Genomic DNA, 15,502 nt, shown 5'->3' with positions numbered 1-15,502 from the left:
GGCCGCGGCGGTATACCCACCCAAATCCGCGATCGCGACAAACGCCCGCAAATGCCTGAGGGTGATATTGTTGCTCATTCGCGATTAGTGCATGCTACGAAAGTATTGGACGCGCAATGAGTTTTGGCGGAATTTCCGAAAAGCAACTGTCCCAAGAATTTCCGAAAAACAACTGTCCCAAGACAGGAGAACTGAATGAGCCTCTCGCGTGCGGAAACACGAAATTCGATCTTTGGCCTTGACCTCGATGGTGCTGATGCGAGACCATACAATCTCGGCCCGGTGGAATCCTTGTACGTGCCAATGCGCGATGGCGTAAGGATTGCCTTGGATGTCTTCCGTCCAATGGGTGACGACGCCAACACCAAGCGCGACACCATTCTGGTGATGACGCGCTACTGGCGCGGCACAAAGGGAGAGTTGTCCAACGAGTGGGCTGACCTGCTTGTTCCAAATGGGTTTGCCGTTGTCGTTGGAGATTCTCGCGGCACCGGTGCATCGTTCGGCCACTGGCCCTATCACCGTGCGCGCGCCGAAACGCTGGATTTCAGCGAAGTACTCGACTGGATCGTCGCCCAGCCCTGGTCTACGGGTCAGGTGGTCGGCTACGGATTGTCCTACACCGCCAACACGGCGGACTGGATGGCGGAGCGAAATCATCCAGCACTCAAAGGCATCATACCGCGGTTTACCGACTACGATCCTTATGAAATGTGCTACTTTCCCGGCGGAATTCCCGACCTGTTCGTCGTGCAAACCTGGGCCAGTAACGTCAAAGATCTCGATCGCAATGTGAAGATTCTCGCCAACGGCCAGCGCTCGCCGGGCGTTCGTCCGGTAGGACCCGACGGCGAGGGCGAGCTTGCCGCGGCGCTGCGTGGTCACGAGCGCGCTGCGCCAACCTTGGAGGGATTTCAGCAGGTGACGTTCAAGGACGATCGTCCCACAACCTGGGGAGGTGCGTCGATGTTCGAATGGAGTACTCAGGAGGTAGCAGACCGGATCTCCCGCTCAGGCACCCCAACTCAGAGCTGGGTGGGGTGGTTTGACGGTGGAACAGTGGAAGGCAACATTCGTCGCTTCCTGGGACAGTCAAATCCAATGAACGTGATCATCGGTCCGTGGAACCATGGTGGCGACTTTGCCTATGATCCTCTTCGCGCGCCCGGTGACCCGATCGTTCCAACGTACGCCACACAGCACGCTAATGATGTCCGCTTTGCCCAATTGTGCTTCAACGGCCAAGCCGCCCGCGAGCAAGGGAAAGTTATCCATTACTACACCCTCGGCGAAGGTGCGTGGAAAACGACCGGCTCATGGCCGCCGGCGGCTACCCGCCAACGGTGGTACATGGCAAACGGCTCCCACCTGCGATCATCGCCTGGAGAGGCGGGCTTCGATACCCTCCAGGTCGATCCTGCGTTGGGTGACATTGAGACGAGCCGGTGGGGAACCCAGATCGCTGCGGGGCTGAAAGTGGATTATGGAGACAGGCGAAAATTTGACGCCGCTCGCCTCGCCTACACCGGCGAGCCGTTGACGCGTGACCTCGAGATCACCGGACATCCGATCGTCCACCTAAACGTCACCTCGACCCGCGAGGACGGCGCCTTTTTGGTGTATCTCGAAGCCGTACAGCCTGACGGGGTGTCGCTTTACCTAACGGAAGGGCAGTTGCGCGCTGTGCACCGGAAGGTGTGGACCGACTCACCGTTCCGCGCTCTTGGACCGCAACACAGCTACCTTAAACGCGACGCCGAACCGCTCATTCCCGGCGAGGCCGCCATCCTGACCTTCACGCTGCATCCGATCTCCGCCCGTCTACCGGCGGGTCACCGCTTGAGGGTGGTTTTAGCCGGCAGCGACAAGACCACCTTTGCCAACATCCCCGCCGACGGCCCACCACCTTTCCTCAAGTTTCACCGTGGCCCGACCGGCTGTTTCATTGACCTCCCCATTATCGAGCCGTGAGCGAAGGCCAATATGTTCATGATTACGATTCGGGACCTCATTTTTTTGTGCGGAAACCCATACTGCGCGCAGTTGGCCCGCAGCTAGACTAGAGCGGGACCCGATCTGATTGAATCGGGTTTCCCAAAATCAGGTGTCGGAACAAGAGCAGTGCGAATGCCGTGCGAGCCGCAGCCAGCGACGGCGCAACTAGCCCGTCTTATTCGTGACGCATCTGGGTTTGTTTGCCGCTGAGCGGTGGACAGGTGGCGACACGCGGCGTCTTTTTCACCGCGGCTGTGTCTGGACTTGTGAACGCGCTGGAGAGTGGAAGCTGTAGGGTTCGGCGGGGCCTGCTGCCCCGGCGGTCATGGTCCTGCCGGTAGCAGATTGCTGGCGAGCGCCCGGAACAGACTTGCCTCGGGACAGGCGGCGGCGAAGGCCAGACGGATGCGCGAGACGGCTTCGATGACGCGAGCGCGAGCTTGAGCAGCCTGAGCCGCAGCGTAGCGAACTCGGCGTTGCGCAGATGATAGGTCGTGGGCACCGCCTCGCGCAGGGTGAGCATCAACCAGTATGCGGCGGTGTGCAGGACAAGACGGACCTGGTTGGCAATCGGTGAGCGGCAGGAGGTGCGGTCGGAGGCGAGCTGGCTCTTGCGCATCTTGATCAGGTTTTCGGCCTAGCCGCGGGCGCAGTAGATCACGTCGTAGATGTGCTCGGCGGAGCCTTTGTCGAGATTGGTGACGACGAAGCGGATGTCCCATCGCGATTGCCTCGATTCGAGCGCAGGTGCGGCGTTCGGCCTTCCAGGACTTCGCCTTGTAGTGGGTCTCGGCATAGCCGCGCAGCACAGGCTTGCGTCGAGCGCGCGGCGGGTGCGGATACCGTCGGCAACTTCATCGACGAGACGCTGCAGTATATTGTTGCCGGGTAGGCCGAAGAGGTAGTCGATGCCGTTGTTCTCGCACCAGGCCATGACTTGCGCCCGGCCATAGTGGCCATCGCCGCGGATCAGGATACGGGTGGTCGGCCAGCGGGCACGGATGCGGCGCACGAGGCGGCGCAGATAGCCGCGGATCTCCTCGCCCGTCGGGGTCTTGCCGGGGCGCAGGATCATGGCGACCGGGCGGCCGGTGGCGGCGTCATAGACATGGATCGGCAGGGAGCAACGCTCGTCGTAGTGGGCGTTGAAGAGAGACAGCTGCTGATGGCCCTGAACGAGATCGAGCGTATCGTCGACGTCGAGCGTGACGCTTTTCGGCGGCGCGGCGTAGCTCGACAGCCACAGATCGACCAGCACTCGGCCGAGCCGGATGACGGTCCTGATGTCGGGCAGGTTCTCTAGCCGCGAACAGGTCGGCTGCGAGCACAGGTCGAGCCCGCTATCGGGCAACCGTCCGCAGGAGAGCTTGAAGGCTGGATCGGTGCGCAGCCGGTTGAGATCGTTGGCATCCTCATAACTGCAGGCGATGGCGAAGATGCGGGCGCGCAGGATGTCGGCCATGGCGTGCGTCACGCGCGCTCGATCACGTGGCTCGTGGATCGCAGCTGCAAGCCGGTCGGCCAGTCGCAAACGCCGTTCGGCGGCCGCCAGAAGCATGACGCCGCCATCGGATGTGATGCGGCCGCCGTCAAACGCAGCTGTGATCTTCTTGCGTCCAACGGCTGGAAAAGACAGCGGCAGCAACGTATCCTCGGTCATGGCGGGTGTGGCTCGCGAGATCCGGTGGAAGGGTTGGCCTAAGCAACCGAATATGACCCCAAATCAATCGCTTAAGCTACATCCGTCAGCCTCAAAGACCCATCGTCGTGCATAAGAGACCGTCGTCTAATCGCGCCATAAAATGCAAGTCTTTTTTGGACGTCGAAGCGGTCGTTGGTCGTTGGGGAGCAGTGTCGTCTTCGCGGTCGACATGAAGTCGCCGCATGATGGGGCTTCGCGGGTGAGCCTTCCAAGGTTTTGGAACGCACGCTCGGGGCATATTGCCTCGAAGGTGCAACGACCTCTGCGGAATGGCTCGCCCTACGTCCCGGCAGGGACGCCTCGGTACGCCTCAGGGCAGGCGCATGTGAGCTTGCGGTGTCAGGCCATGGCGCTGGTTGCCCGGTTGAACGGCTCGCCGGATTCAGCATAGAGTGCATGATGACGGCCAGCTTGCGCGCAAACGGCGACGGCCGCACGCTTGAAGCCGATCCTCTCTCGCAGCTTCACCCCCCCAGGCGCGCAGCTCGCTTTCGGCATAGGTGCGCGTCAGGATCACGGTTGCTGCTTCATAAAGCAGTCCCCTCTCAGATGAGCGTCGCCGCGTCGGGAGATGTGGCCGTCATAATCGACTTCGCCAGATTGGTAGCGACGAGTGGTCAGTCCCAGCCACGCGCCGACCGAACGCGACTTCTTGAAGTTTGCCGGGTCCTCTATGGCGGTCGTGAACGCGGTTGCGGTGACCGCGCCAACCCCTGGATCGACATCAGCAACTGACAGGCCTCGCTCTGTCGTGCGCTGGCGATAAGCTGCCGTCCAAGCTCGGCGGCGCGGGTGCGCACGCTGCGCCAAGCCTCAAGAACCGGCAGGATGATACGCGCAAGCTCTTCCTGACCCACAAGCAGGCGCTGGATGATATTCGAACTTGCCGCCTTTGCTCAGGGGAACGACCCGCCCGAACGTCTTCATGAGCCCGCGGATCTGGTTTGAGAGTTCGGTGGTGATCCTTACCAGCCTGGTCCGCGCGGCCACCAGCGTGCGGATCAGCATGCTGTCATAGCCCTTTACCCGTACCTCGCGATAGAAGCCGACCTCGGCCAGATGCGCCAAGCCGATCGGCATCGTTGGCGGCCGTTTTGTTCGGCGCCATGTCGAGCGCGGTCTTGGCATGCCGGGCGTCGATGCAGATCGCCGGAAGCCCTTCCGCGCGCAATGCGTGATAAACCACACCGACAAAGGACCGGTCTCGAACACCACCCGCTCTGCCCCTGCCGCCCGCTTGCGGACGACTTCCGCCACCAGGCTCGGATCGGAGGGGCATTTGCCGCGCCAGATCCGCTTGCCGCCACGCCGCACAGAAATCGCCGTCTCTTTCAACGACACGTCGAGACCGATATATTCACACATGGTTGTTCTCCGTTCGATGCTTGGGCCCGGCATCCAGTCGTGAGCCCGTACTTCCATCTTATCGGGGAACAACCACCCGCTCTTCAATCTTGCGACCGCTTCCGGCCATCAGGGCGACGCGCTCCCGCGATTACCCCATGTTTTGAAATCGGCTTGCTATGGGTTCCGTCTGAGGCTGGGTTATGATTCAAGCTGTGGATGTGGACAGAGCAGAGCCGTGGCCGGATGGCCCAGATTGCCAAGAAGACCAAGCGCTACCCGTCTGATTTGACGGATGAGGAGTGGGAGCAGTTCGCCCCGCTGATGCCCAAGCCTGGGCGTCGCGGCGTCCGCGCGAGATTGATTTCTATGAGGTGGTCAACGCGGTGCGCTACCTGGTCCGTTCCGGTTGCGGTTGGCGGATGCTGCCGATCCATTTCGGACCCTGGCAGACGGTCTACGGCTGGTTCTGGGAATTGGCGCGGCGCTTTCTGTTTCAGACCATCCACGACGTGGCGCTGATACTGGATCGCGAGCGAGCCGGGCGCGAGGCCAGTCCCACGGCTGGCGTGATCGACAGCCAGTCGGTCAAGGCTCCGCAAGCTGAAACAAGGGGTTACGACGCCGGCAAGAAGATTGTCGGCCGCAAGCGACACATTGCCGATACGGATGGGCGGCTGTTGATGGTCAACCTCACCACCGCCGATATCTCCGACAGTGCCGGCGCTCAGGCGATCCTGGATGGTATCCGCAAGCGCTGGCCCTGGGTCAAGCATCTGTTCGCCGACGGCGCCTATGACCGGCTGAAGCTCATGGACAAAGCCATCTTGCCGGCCGCGTGCGTGAGTTGACGGGCGCTGACGCCGAGGTGATGGCGATGGTTGAGCCGCTGCTTGCAATCCTCGGTGTCATGTTGAGAGAGTTCGCCCGCCTGACGAAGCAGGTTCTCGACATCGTCCGCAATGAAGAAGTCTGCCGGCGGCTGAAGAGCGAGCCGGGCGTCGGGCCGATCACCGCGCTCGCCTTCCGCGCCACGATTGACCGGCCTGAGCGGTTCGGCTCGTCGCAGGCGGTGGGGACGCATCTGGGACTGACGCCGGCGCGCTACCAGTCCGGCGAAAGCGACATCCAGGGAAAGGTCAGCCGATGCGGCGACGAACTTGCACGCACCGCGCTTTATGAGCCGCCCCATACACTGCTGGTGCGCTCGAAGAAGTGGTCGAGCCTCAGAGCATGGGGCATGAACATCGCCAGGCGGCGCGGCATGGCACGACCCGGGTCGCGGTCGCCCGCAAACTGGCCGTCATTCTGCATCGCATGTGGGCCGACGCGACCGAGTTCCGCTTGGGGAAGGAGCCTGTTCACCTGGCCGCGTGAACTGAGATAGCTCGAGGAGCAAGCAACACGAACAAAGCCTTTCGCCCGAAAGGGCGATGCCCGGATCGTTCCCTGGGGACGATGGGCGAGGCGATCTCGTTGAGAGTCCCGAACCTGCCGGCCCAATCGCGGCAAGGTCGTGAAACAGATTGAGACGCCTCCTCTCCTGACCTCATCATGCAGCGGCCCAAGCGCTGACCGCGAAGAGAAGCGAGTGACCCACGGAACGGTCCAGCAAAAAAGTGCAGGAGCATCTTGACCAAAACGACCCCAATCAGGGAGGACTCTAAGACGGGCTAGTATTAAGGATAATATCGTGACCACACATTCGCTCGACCCCGATCAACTCGGCTAAGACAACCGGATCCACAGCAAGAAGCGTCTCGGACGGCTTCACCCCGGCGTCCGTGGGAGATCTTATAGTATCTCGACCACTTACTAACGGCAGGCATCCTGGCTTCAGTCACGTAGTGGAGATTCTGAGAGAGGCCGACGCCACCCTAGGTAATATGGAGACCAGCATCTTCGACATTCGATCGTTCAAAGGAAGTCCCCAAGCAGAGTTCGGCGGTGCCTTTCACGCTAGTCTTCCAGCGCTGGGTCCCGACCTCAAGGAGATGGGATTTAACATCCTCAGCTTCGCAAACAACCATACGTTTGACTGGGGCGTTGAAGGCATGCGCGAGACGTGCCAAGTGTTGGATCAAAATGACATTGTATATGCAGGATCCGGTGAGAACCTCGCACAGGCCGCAGCAGCGCGCTTCCTCGAGACACCTCGCGGCCGCGTTGGGCTGGTTTCTTGCGCTACAACCTTCACGCCGCAATCAAGGGCAGCCGATCCTGCAGCCGAAGCTCCAGGGAGACCAGGCATCAACGCACTTCGCCTGACGCGACATATCATCGTCTTGCCAGAGATGCTCGAGGAATTGAAATGAGTCCGCAATGCTTTGCCGGGTTCAAGCTTTCAAACATCGGGTTATTCTTGTCGAGCTATATAAAGCAGGCAGCGAGCCGGGTTTAGCTTCGTACCGAATTCAACCGATGTGACAAATATTTTGCGGAACATCCGACGTGGAAAGCAATATTCCGACTTTTGTATCGTTGCCAACCATGGCGACGATCCCGGAAACTGGATTCAGGAGCCTGCTGACTACGAACAAGCCTTTGCCCATTCGGCAATCGACGCTGGCGCCGACGCTTATGTCGCGCACGGGGCCCATCAGTTAAGAGGCGTTGAGATCTATAGGAGTCCGCCAATCTTCTACAGTCTAGCTAATTTGATTTCGATGATCTTCGAACACCAATGGGTGCTGATATGTTTGACACCTATGGAAAAGATCCGAGACTAGACACGGATGCGGAGGTGACGGTCGCGGAGATGTCGCAAGGATATGAAACCAACCCAGGATTTTCTGATCCAATATTTTACGAGAGCGTCATCACGAAGAGCAGATTCGACGGAAACGAGCTCGCAGAGCTTCGTCTCTTCCCAGGTGGAACTTGGACACTCGAATAGGCTGGCTGAGCGTGGTGTGCCAAAGCCTGGCATCACCGCTGAAGGCAGAGACCATCCTCAGGCGGCTGCAGAGGCTTTCAAAGCCGTTTGGGACAGATATTGCCATCGAGGATGGCATCGGGTTGATACGACTGTAAGTAGTACCCTGCGTACTGAGAACTGGAGCGTTTGAATTGGAGTTTTCGGGCGCTAATTCTCCAGGGCGACCTCGACAAGGCTCAGGGACGAGGCTCGGCTTTATTCGCAAGCGCGCGGCCAGATGCCATATCTGAAAGCTATATCGCGAACATCTTCAAACGGCTTTTAACGCAAGACGCTAGCAGATTTACTTGCTCAGCAATCGCGATCACCTTGGGGGCTTTCTGAATGAGTACGCCGGAATTTCGTGATGTATGGTAAGCATCCGGTAGGGCTTCCGATTACCCACATCGTCGGCGGGCCTATTGCCCCGTATGAATCTGCCGTGATTCTGTCCGTTACGCCGAATCACGGAGGCGTCACGGATGCGAGACAAGAACGGCAGCAGCGAAGCCGCTTGGCAGGAGGAAGAGCTTTCTACGGCGGCCCTTCCCGACAAGCGTCTGGCCCGTCGGCTGCGACGGTTGCTGGATCAGATGTCAGCTGCGCCGGGCAAGCCAATCCCGGCAGCCTGCGGCGACTGGGCGGCGGCGAAGGCGGCCTACCGCTTCTTTGACAACCCGCGTGTGACCGAACATAGCGTTCTGGCCGATACCTGGGAAACGACTGATGCCGCCGAAGGAATCGTGGCCTTGTTTGATCGCCGGAGGCCGCCGTGGAAGGCGTGAGGCTGGCCGCCAGCCGTTCTGGCGAATGCGGCGAGGTGCGAGGCACACTTCAATAGCAGCACGGGCGATGTCACGTTGTCTGCATTTACGGTTGAGACCTGCGGCCGCTGATGTCAGCTGACCATGGCCACGGCTTTCCATTGCGCCATGGCCTGCAGGCGGTGAACATGTGTAGCCAGAGCGGAACATTTGGAGCGGGGCGGGACGAAGAGATTGCGCAGAGCCGAGACGATCGAAACGAAGCGTTGCAGTGCTCCTGGTGATCGGAAGCCTTGCATCATCCGCTCCCGTTTTCGCAGCGGCACATGTGCATTCTCCGCCCGGTTGTTCAATCCCTTGTGCGACGGATGCTCGACGTCCGGCATCACCTGTCGCGGGGCTGCTTCATAGGAGCGCAGCTTGTCGGTGATCATGCGGTTCGGCGCGACGGCTTGCTTCTTCAGCAGCCGCGTCAGCAAGCGCTTGGCCGCTTTGGTGTTGCGGCGGTTCTGGACGATCTCGTCGAGCCCATAGCCATCCTGGTCGACGGCGCGCCACAACCAGTGTTTCATGCCGGCGCTGGTGATGACGACCTCGTCCAGGTGCCAGACATCGTTTCGACTGGGCTGCTTGCGGCGCAAGCGGCGAGTCGTAATGCGGACCGAACTTGATGCCCCACCGGCGGATTGTCTCATACGAAACCAAGATCCCGCGCTCCAGCAGCATTTCCTCGGCAGACGCAGGCTCAAGGGGAACCTGTAGAGCCGGACTGCATGGGCCGATGATCTGCGCCGGGAAACAATGGCGCTTGTAGCTCTGACGGTCGCGGTGTTCATGCCATCGGTCATGCCTCAAATCCCTAAATGCGAGTTAAGTTGATAACGCCTTCAAAACCCTTCGGTCGTCGGATCGACAGATGGTCTCGTCTACGAAGTCGAAGCTTCGTCCATGAGCTTCAGCCGGAATGATAACCCTGCATCAGACCGAACCCATAGCCAGCCATCTACGGTCCCTAAAGATTCGCGAATTGTGATTCTTTATTATGCCATATATTAAGTGACGGCAAATAAGATGTAATAATGTCCATTGTTTTTATTCATATATATCTGCTTGTCATTTGCATCAATCCGCTAGACATTCCTTTGCCATCGGGTCGTGATCCTTGTCCGGGTCAGATCGTAAATTTATTTGCGAAAGGAAGTCTCGTACCTGCTGTAGAGGCTGGAGGAAGCGCCGTGCGCACCACTCATTATCCACAATGTCGAACGAATCGGATTCTTAGTACCGGCAGCATGGGCGGACCGATGATCGACAAGCTCCTGGAATCCGGCTATCCGGCGGACGTCTACGGCATCGATCCCGCACCCTCGAAAGAGGTTGTCGAAAAAGGCGCCCGATGGCATGACGCACCACGCGACGTGGCCCGCGTATACGGCAACCAACAGCTTATAGATTTAGCCGGTGCCATTGCGCCGCCGCCGACGACTATACCGCAATTTATCTGCCCCTGTACGGAGGAACTGTCATGAACACCCGCGATCAGCAGACGACACCGGAGCAAGCTGCGCGAAAACGCATCAAGGATACCCATGCCCTCGACGGCGACGCCGTTCGCTTGGCCCACTTCTATCGCGGATGGGCCACATCCTACGAGTTAGATGTCGGCCGCCGTGGATACTGCGCGCCGATAGTCGTTGCGGAACTGGCGGGTGCCGTGCAGACAGCCTATTTGGCAAGCGAACGAACTGCCGTCGCAATCCTGGACGCTGGTTGCGGAACGGGCCTCGTCGGCGTGGAACTGGAACGCCTCGGCTTCCGGTTGATCGACGGGATCGACTTCTCCGAGGAGATGGCCGAACAGGCCCGGAAAACCCGCGTCTACCGGCTTGTCCGAGGCGATGTCGACCTTAACGGGCCGCTCTCCGACTACTCCAGCGCGAGCTATGACATCACGATCTGCTGCGGCGTCTTCACGCTCGGCCACATCCGACCGGACGCACTGCGCGAACTCGCGCGCGTGACGCGCCCAAATGGATTCGTCATCGCAAGCACCCGCAAGAGCTATGCGGAGGCCACATCCTTTGAAGATGAGGTGCGGCGTCTGCAGGATGCGGGCGTGCTTGTGACGGCACTGTGCCTAAATGACGGCAAATACATCGCGGAGGACAGCGCACATTATTGGGTTTTCCGGGTGACCGATAAAGCCAACGCATCAAGGGTGCAGCGATGATCACGCTACCGCAAATCATCACTGATGAAACTGGCAGCCGATGCAACGCGACGCGAAGAGCGTGAGCACTGGATCGTGTCCCGCGGCGTGGTGTAGCTGGCGGCATTGGTCGCCGTCCTCTCCGGCATGGCCGGGCTGATCAGCGCGCCACGGCTGGCAGGCTGATCAGGGGATCATCGCTCATCTGGCTGATTGTTTCCAGGGTCATATATCTGGCCCGCTGCACGGCCCATTCATCGTTCTGTTCAAGCAGGATTGCGCCGACGAGGCGCACGATGGCATCGTCGAAGATTCCAACGACCTCGGTGCGGCGCTTGATCTCGCCGTTGAGACTCTCGATCGGATTGGTAACCGGTATGATCATCATGACGGTGCCATCTGATCCCCCGCTGGAGATGCGAGATTTCCGGCGTATGGTGTGACCATCCGGGACAGGGGCACCGGGAGCACGCCAAGTGCGGGCAGGCCGATGTATTCGATGAGCTGCAAGCTCACGTTAGTAGCTGGCCGCCCCTGCGACCTGCCGGTTGCGCCGAGAGCGCGGATCCGTAGGTGTCGCGTCGCCCGCCGGCTCCCGATTGTTCAAGGAGAGAGGGAGCCAATGAGACGTGTAATTGGAATGGACATCCACCGCACTTTTGCGGAAGTGGTTTTCTGGGAAGATGGCCGGCTGCGCCATCACGGACGGGTCGACATGACCCGCTCCGGACCGGAGGGATTTGGCCGCAGCTTGAACAGGACGGACGAGGTCGTTGTCGAGGCGACCGGCAACGCCATGGCGGTGGTGCGGGTGCTTTCGCCTTTCGTCGACTGGGTGATTGTCGCCAACCCGATGCAGGTGAAGGCGATCGCTCATGCCAGGATCAAGACCGACAAGATCGATGCCGGTGTTCTGGCGCAGCTTCACGCCAGCGGTTTTCTGCCGGAGGTTTGGGTTCCCGACGAGCGGACCGAGCGGCTTCGCCGTCTCTTCGCGCGGCGCAATCAGGTCGTGCGGCATCGCACGCGCGTGAAGAACGAGGTGCATGGCATCCTGCAGGCGCACCTCGTGCCGAAGTGCCCGCATGCCGATCTGTTCAACAATCGCGGCCGTGCCTGGCTCGAGCGGCAGGTGCTTCCCGACGACGAACGGGCCGCAATCGCCAGACATATCCGCGAGATCGATCGTCTGGCTGAGGATCTGGCAGACCTTGATGGTGATATCGCGCGCGAAGCGGTTGACGATCCGTAGGTCCGTCGGCTTCAGACGATCACCGGCGTCAACGCCGTCGTCGCAACCGGCATCATCGCTGCCGTCGGCGACATCCGCCGCTTCAGCGAGCCGCAGAAACTGGTGAGCTACTTCGGCCTCAATCCGCGTGTGCGCCAGTCGGGAGTTGGCATCGCTCAGTACGGTCGGATCAGCAAGCACGGGCGTTCCCATGCCCGCGCCATGCTGGTCGAGGCCGCCTGGGCGGCGGCGAAGGCGCCCGGACCGCTCAGAGCCTTCTTCCTGCGCATTCGCAACAAGCGCGGCCATCAGGTTGCGGCGGTCGCGGTCGCCCGTAAGCTCGCCATGCTGATCTGGCACATGCTGACGAAGCAGGAGGACTATCTGTGGGTGAGGCCAGCGTTGGTGGCGGCGAAGCAGCGACAACTCGCCCTCAAGGCCGGCGCGCCCAACGAACGCGGTGTTGGTCGTCGCGGTTCAGCTTACGCCTACAATGTCAAGGAATTGCGCACCGGGAGAAGGCGCGGCCGAGCATGCTGAGCACGCATATGAGCTGATGGTCCGCCAATGGCGACCAAGGGGGCCGAAGCGGCGTACGGACGCCACAAAGGAGGAACGGCTATGAAGGCTGCGCGGCGGCGCTTTCATCCTCAGGCGTCGCTCTTTGCCACGTGGTCGTCCGTGCCGGGAGGCAGTCGTCATCGACCTTGCGCGGCACATAATTCGAGCGCGTTTCTGAGGAAGTGCACGTAACAGCGCTGCCAGACTGCCTCAGGCAGGACTTCCCGGATCGCTGCCCTGAGCCCCGGATGGTCGTCGGAGACGACGAACTCCACGCCGGCGAGCCCGCGCTGCTTGAGCCCTGCCACGAACTCGCGCCAGCTCGAATGGCTTTCACGGTTGGCCAGCTCGACACCGAGCACTTGGCGCCGGTCTTCCCAGTCAACCCCGATCGCCACCAAGACCGCTTGGCTGGCGATCACGCCGGCCTCGCGCGCCCGCTCGTAGCGCGCGTCCAAATGAGATAGGGATAAGGTTCGGCAAGCCGCCGCTCATAGAATGCCTTCAGCGCCTCATCCAGCCGCGCCGTTGCCTCGCTCACCGTCGAGGCCGAGAAGGAATGGGCGCACAGCTCCTTGGTGATCGCCTTGACCTTCTGCGGATTCCGACGTGAAGCCGGCCGGCATTCCGATCAAACACCGGCCACCATTCCGGTATGAAGCCGGCCACCGTTCCAACCAAAGACCGGCCAGTTTTCGGCACTGAAGATTACCTCCTGGGTCAGCAACTTTGGCATCAATTACCTCGCGATGAACGAGGACATTTTGATGCCGGCAAAGAGAAGGCTGACCATGAGACAGTTGAGACAAATGCTTCGGCTTGCCGGAAGCGGGACCAGCTCCCGCGAGATTGCGGTCGTGCTGGCGAAAGTCGAGAACGGCATGCGTTTCGCCCAGTCATGCATTCTGGGGCGGCTGCGCAACCAGACCTTCTTCTCGCTGGCCGGGGCCAATGCCGCCATTCGCCAGGCACTCGATCGCGTCAATGATCACGTCATGCGCCGGCTGGGCGTCAGTCGCCGGCAGCTCTTCGAGACAGTCGAGCGCCCGGCTTTGGCCAGTCTTCCACTGGAGGATTACGAGTTTGCCGAATGGCGTTTGGCCCGCGTCTCGACGGATTGCCACGTCGAGTTCAAGACCTTCTTTTATTCCGTGCCCCACAGCCTCATTCGCCAGCAAGTCGATCTGAGAGCAACGGCACGCATCATCGAGATCTTCCACCGCGGCAAGCGCATTGCCGTCCATCAGCGCCGCTATGGCGGCCCTCGTCATGGGACGGATCCGGATCATATGCCCAGCTCCCACCGGCGATATGCCGAGTGGACGCCGGATCGTTTCCGTCGCTGGGCCGCATCCGTCGGGCCCGAGACGGAAGGCTTGGTTGTCGCAATCCTGGCCAGCCGCCCACATCCTGAACAAGGCTTTCGGACATGCCTGGGGGTCCTGCGCCTGTTTCGCGATGTCACACGCGATCGCGCCGAAGCCGTGTCAGCCCGCGCTGTCGAGATCGGTGGGCTGAACTGCAAGAGCATCGCCTCGCTCATCGCCAATCACAAGGCCGCAAGGCATTCCGCCGAACCGACCGCCATCGTCGATCACGCCAATCTGCGTGGCCCTGATTACTTTCATTGTAAGCGGCCAAGGCACCTTGCAAGAGGCCGATGAACATGGAGTTTTCGCGCCATGACGTTGGAACATGCAACGGGCGATATGGTCGCCGAGTTAAGCGGCGCCGCGGCGGCCGAAGATCTTACAACGGTGCCCGGGTGCGTGCGGCAACGAAGGCCGTGGAGTTGCACGGAGAAGCGCGCGTTGGTCGATCTGGCGAGCGCGGCGGGGTCGTCGGTGACCGAGGTCGCGGAGGCGTTCGGTGTAGCTCCGTCACAACTCTATGCCTGGCGCAAGCAGATGGCCGGCGGCGAGCTCGAGGCCGATCGGGCGGTGGCAACTTTCGCGCGGATCGAAGTGAACGATCTGCCCGAGGTCGAGCGTCCCGTCGCCGATTGCCCGGACCCGCCGGCTGACACCGGCGAGACGGCACATCTGTTCAATTCCTGGAGAGCCTTGCGGCACATGGGCTGTCATTTTTTGAAGGACTTCGAAGACGCTGCACCGCCAGGTGCGTCTTTCTGCTGTTGACTGCCCCTGACATGCCGCAAGGCTTCTTGAAAAAAATCAAGTTCAACCTGTTGCTGCCCAATCTTGCGTTCAAGTTCGACAATGCGGCGACGGGCTTTGTCAACCCATCGGCACGACGCTGTTCAGCCGACAGTGCAAAACCTGCCGTCAAGGCTTGCCGATCTGGTGGTGCCTCGGGAGGCCGCTTCTTTGGACGCCCCTGTCGGCTGGGCGTTAGATTGCCACACACCCGCAACTGTTCACGCCAAGCATATAAGCGTTGGCGGTGAATACCCAGTTCATCCGCCAGCCGGCTGACGTTCTCCCCGCTTTGCATCCGCAGGAGCATGGAGAGTTTCTCTTCTTCGCTAAATCTCGGCTTTCTTCCAACCATTTCCAGTCCCTGCAATCCAGAAACTGTCCGCTATTTATTTGTCTCGGTCGAGGGGTGCACTCCACTGCTGTCCGCGATTTAGCGGAACGACTGTCCCGTTTTTGCGAAATGCGCACAATCGCTTCCTCTACGATGGCCAGCTCGAGCCCGACAACCTCATCGCGGAGCGCGCCATTCGCGGATTTACGGTCGGCAGGCGCAATTGGCTTTTCTCGGGCAGCTTCGCCGCGGCCGAGCGGTCAGCGGTCGTGCTCAGCATCATTGAGAC

The 15,502-nt window shown here is 60.5% G+C and carries 8 protein-coding genes and 9 pseudogenes; 11 read left to right on the top strand and 6 right to left on the bottom strand.

The window, feature by feature from the left end; translation table 11 throughout:
• Positions 1-195: 195 nt before the first annotated feature.
• Positions 196-1,971: a CocE/NonD family hydrolase gene (locus NKI95_RS32800; RefSeq protein WP_352721990.1), complete on the top strand. Its 1,776-nt coding sequence runs from the start codon at positions 196-198 to the stop codon at positions 1,969-1,971.
• 199 nt (positions 1,972-2,170) lie between these two features.
• On the opposite strand, the pseudogene NKI95_RS32795 reads toward NKI95_RS32800, so the two are convergent.
• Together NKI95_RS32795 and NKI95_RS32790 are read right to left on the bottom strand one after the other, a co-directional pair.
• Positions 2,171-3,655 (bottom strand): annotated as a pseudogene (locus NKI95_RS32795) (IS1380 family transposase).
• 381 nt (positions 3,656-4,036) lie between these two features.
• Positions 4,037-5,062: pseudogene (locus NKI95_RS32790) on the bottom strand (IS110 family RNA-guided transposase).
• Between the two features lie 198 nt (positions 5,063-5,260).
• On the opposite strand from NKI95_RS32790, the pseudogene NKI95_RS32785 reads away from it, so the two are divergent.
• The 4 genes and pseudogenes from NKI95_RS32785 to NKI95_RS32765 form a co-directional block, all read left to right on the top strand.
• A pseudogene (locus tag NKI95_RS32785) lies at positions 5,261-5,865 on the top strand (IS5 family transposase); the annotation flags it as partial.
• Positions 5,856-6,418 (top strand): annotated as a pseudogene (locus tag NKI95_RS32780) (transposase); the annotation flags it as partial. The pseudogenes NKI95_RS32785 and NKI95_RS32780, both read left to right, overlap by 10 nt.
• 326 nt (positions 6,419-6,744) lie before the next feature.
• A pseudogene (locus NKI95_RS34590) lies at positions 6,745-8,074 on the top strand (CapA family protein).
• A gap of 366 nt (positions 8,075-8,440) precedes the next feature.
• Complete coding sequence (locus NKI95_RS32765) at positions 8,441-8,743, top strand: IS4/Tn5 family transposase DNA-binding protein (RefSeq protein WP_352721984.1); 303 nt, start codon at positions 8,441-8,443, stop codon at positions 8,741-8,743.
• 113 nt (positions 8,744-8,856) lie between these two features.
• Here the strand turns inward: NKI95_RS32765 and NKI95_RS32760 are convergent.
• A pseudogene (locus NKI95_RS32760) lies at positions 8,857-9,577 on the bottom strand (IS6 family transposase).
• Positions 9,578-9,801: 224 nt separating this feature from the next.
• Here NKI95_RS32760 and NKI95_RS32755 point away from each other — a divergent pair.
• Positions 9,802-10,251, top strand: a complete 450-nt coding sequence (locus tag NKI95_RS32755) for an NAD(P)-binding domain-containing protein (protein WP_352721982.1) — start codon at positions 9,802-9,804, stop codon at positions 10,249-10,251.
• The gene (locus NKI95_RS32750) at positions 10,248-10,952 is read left to right on the top strand and encodes a class I SAM-dependent DNA methyltransferase (protein ID WP_352721980.1); all 705 of its coding nucleotides are present in this window, start codon (positions 10,248-10,250) and stop codon (positions 10,950-10,952) included. Before NKI95_RS32755 ends, NKI95_RS32750 begins: the two co-directional genes overlap by 4 nt.
• 139 nt (positions 10,953-11,091) lie before the next feature.
• Here the strand turns inward: NKI95_RS32750 and NKI95_RS32745 are convergent.
• Positions 11,092-11,301: pseudogene (locus NKI95_RS32745) on the bottom strand (transposase); the annotation flags it as partial.
• 270 nt (positions 11,302-11,571) lie between these two features.
• Between NKI95_RS32745 and NKI95_RS32740 the strand changes: the two are divergent.
• Positions 11,572-12,787, top strand: a pseudogene (locus NKI95_RS32740) (IS110 family RNA-guided transposase).
• Positions 12,788-12,799: 12 nt separating this feature from the next.
• Here the strand turns inward: NKI95_RS32740 and NKI95_RS32735 are convergent.
• Positions 12,800-13,321, bottom strand: a pseudogene (locus NKI95_RS32735) (IS256 family transposase); the annotation flags it as partial.
• Between the two features lie 193 nt (positions 13,322-13,514).
• Here NKI95_RS32735 and NKI95_RS32730 point away from each other — a divergent pair.
• Both NKI95_RS32730 and NKI95_RS32725 read left to right on the top strand, forming a co-directional pair.
• Complete coding sequence (locus tag NKI95_RS32730; RefSeq protein WP_352721978.1) at positions 13,515-14,387, top strand: Mu transposase domain-containing protein; 873 nt, start codon at positions 13,515-13,517, stop codon at positions 14,385-14,387.
• An 18-nt stretch (positions 14,388-14,405) separates the two neighbouring features.
• Positions 14,406-14,861, top strand: coding sequence for a transposase (locus NKI95_RS32725; RefSeq protein ID WP_352721976.1), 456 nt, complete (start codon positions 14,406-14,408; stop codon positions 14,859-14,861).
• Here NKI95_RS32725 and NKI95_RS32720 read toward each other — a convergent pair.
• Positions 14,770-15,177, bottom strand: coding sequence for a helix-turn-helix domain-containing protein (locus NKI95_RS32720; RefSeq protein ID WP_352721991.1), 408 nt, complete (start codon positions 15,175-15,177; stop codon positions 14,770-14,772). The two genes, NKI95_RS32725 and NKI95_RS32720, sit on opposite strands and share 92 nt — an antisense overlap.
• 95 nt (positions 15,178-15,272) lie before the next feature.
• On the opposite strand from NKI95_RS32720, the gene NKI95_RS32715 reads away from it, so the two are divergent.
• The coding region (locus NKI95_RS32715; protein ID WP_352721974.1) for an IS66 family transposase at positions 15,273-15,502 on the top strand (230 nt) is incomplete at its 3' end.

This window comes from Mesorhizobium sp. M0306, assembly GCF_040321655.1.
In the GTDB taxonomy this organism is placed as follows: domain Bacteria; phylum Pseudomonadota; class Alphaproteobacteria; order Rhizobiales; family Rhizobiaceae; genus Mesorhizobium.
The sequence above is the reverse complement of the archived record's forward strand: the minus strand, read 5'-3'. Positions and strand labels throughout refer to the sequence as shown.

Excerpts from the sequence above, each read along its gene's own strand:
- NKI95_RS32755 (WP_352721982.1), top strand. The coding sequence starts at position 9,802 with ATGTCCATTGTTTTTATTCATATATATCTGCTTGTCATTTGCATCAAT.
- NKI95_RS32765 (WP_352721984.1), top strand. The coding sequence starts at position 8,441 with ATGCGAGACAAGAACGGCAGCAGCGAAGCCGCTTGGCAGGAGGAAGAG.
- NKI95_RS32800 (WP_352721990.1), top strand. The coding sequence starts at position 196 with ATGAGCCTCTCGCGTGCGGAAACACGAAATTCGATCTTTGGCCTTGAC.
- NKI95_RS32725 (WP_352721976.1), top strand. The coding sequence starts at position 14,406 with ATGACGTTGGAACATGCAACGGGCGATATGGTCGCCGAGTTAAGCGGC.
- NKI95_RS32730 (WP_352721978.1), top strand. The coding sequence starts at position 13,515 with ATGAGACAGTTGAGACAAATGCTTCGGCTTGCCGGAAGCGGGACCAGC.
- NKI95_RS32720 (WP_352721991.1), bottom strand. The coding sequence starts at position 15,177 with ATGCAAAGCGGGGAGAACGTCAGCCGGCTGGCGGATGAACTGGGTATT.
- NKI95_RS32750 (WP_352721980.1), top strand. The coding sequence starts at position 10,248 with ATGAACACCCGCGATCAGCAGACGACACCGGAGCAAGCTGCGCGAAAA.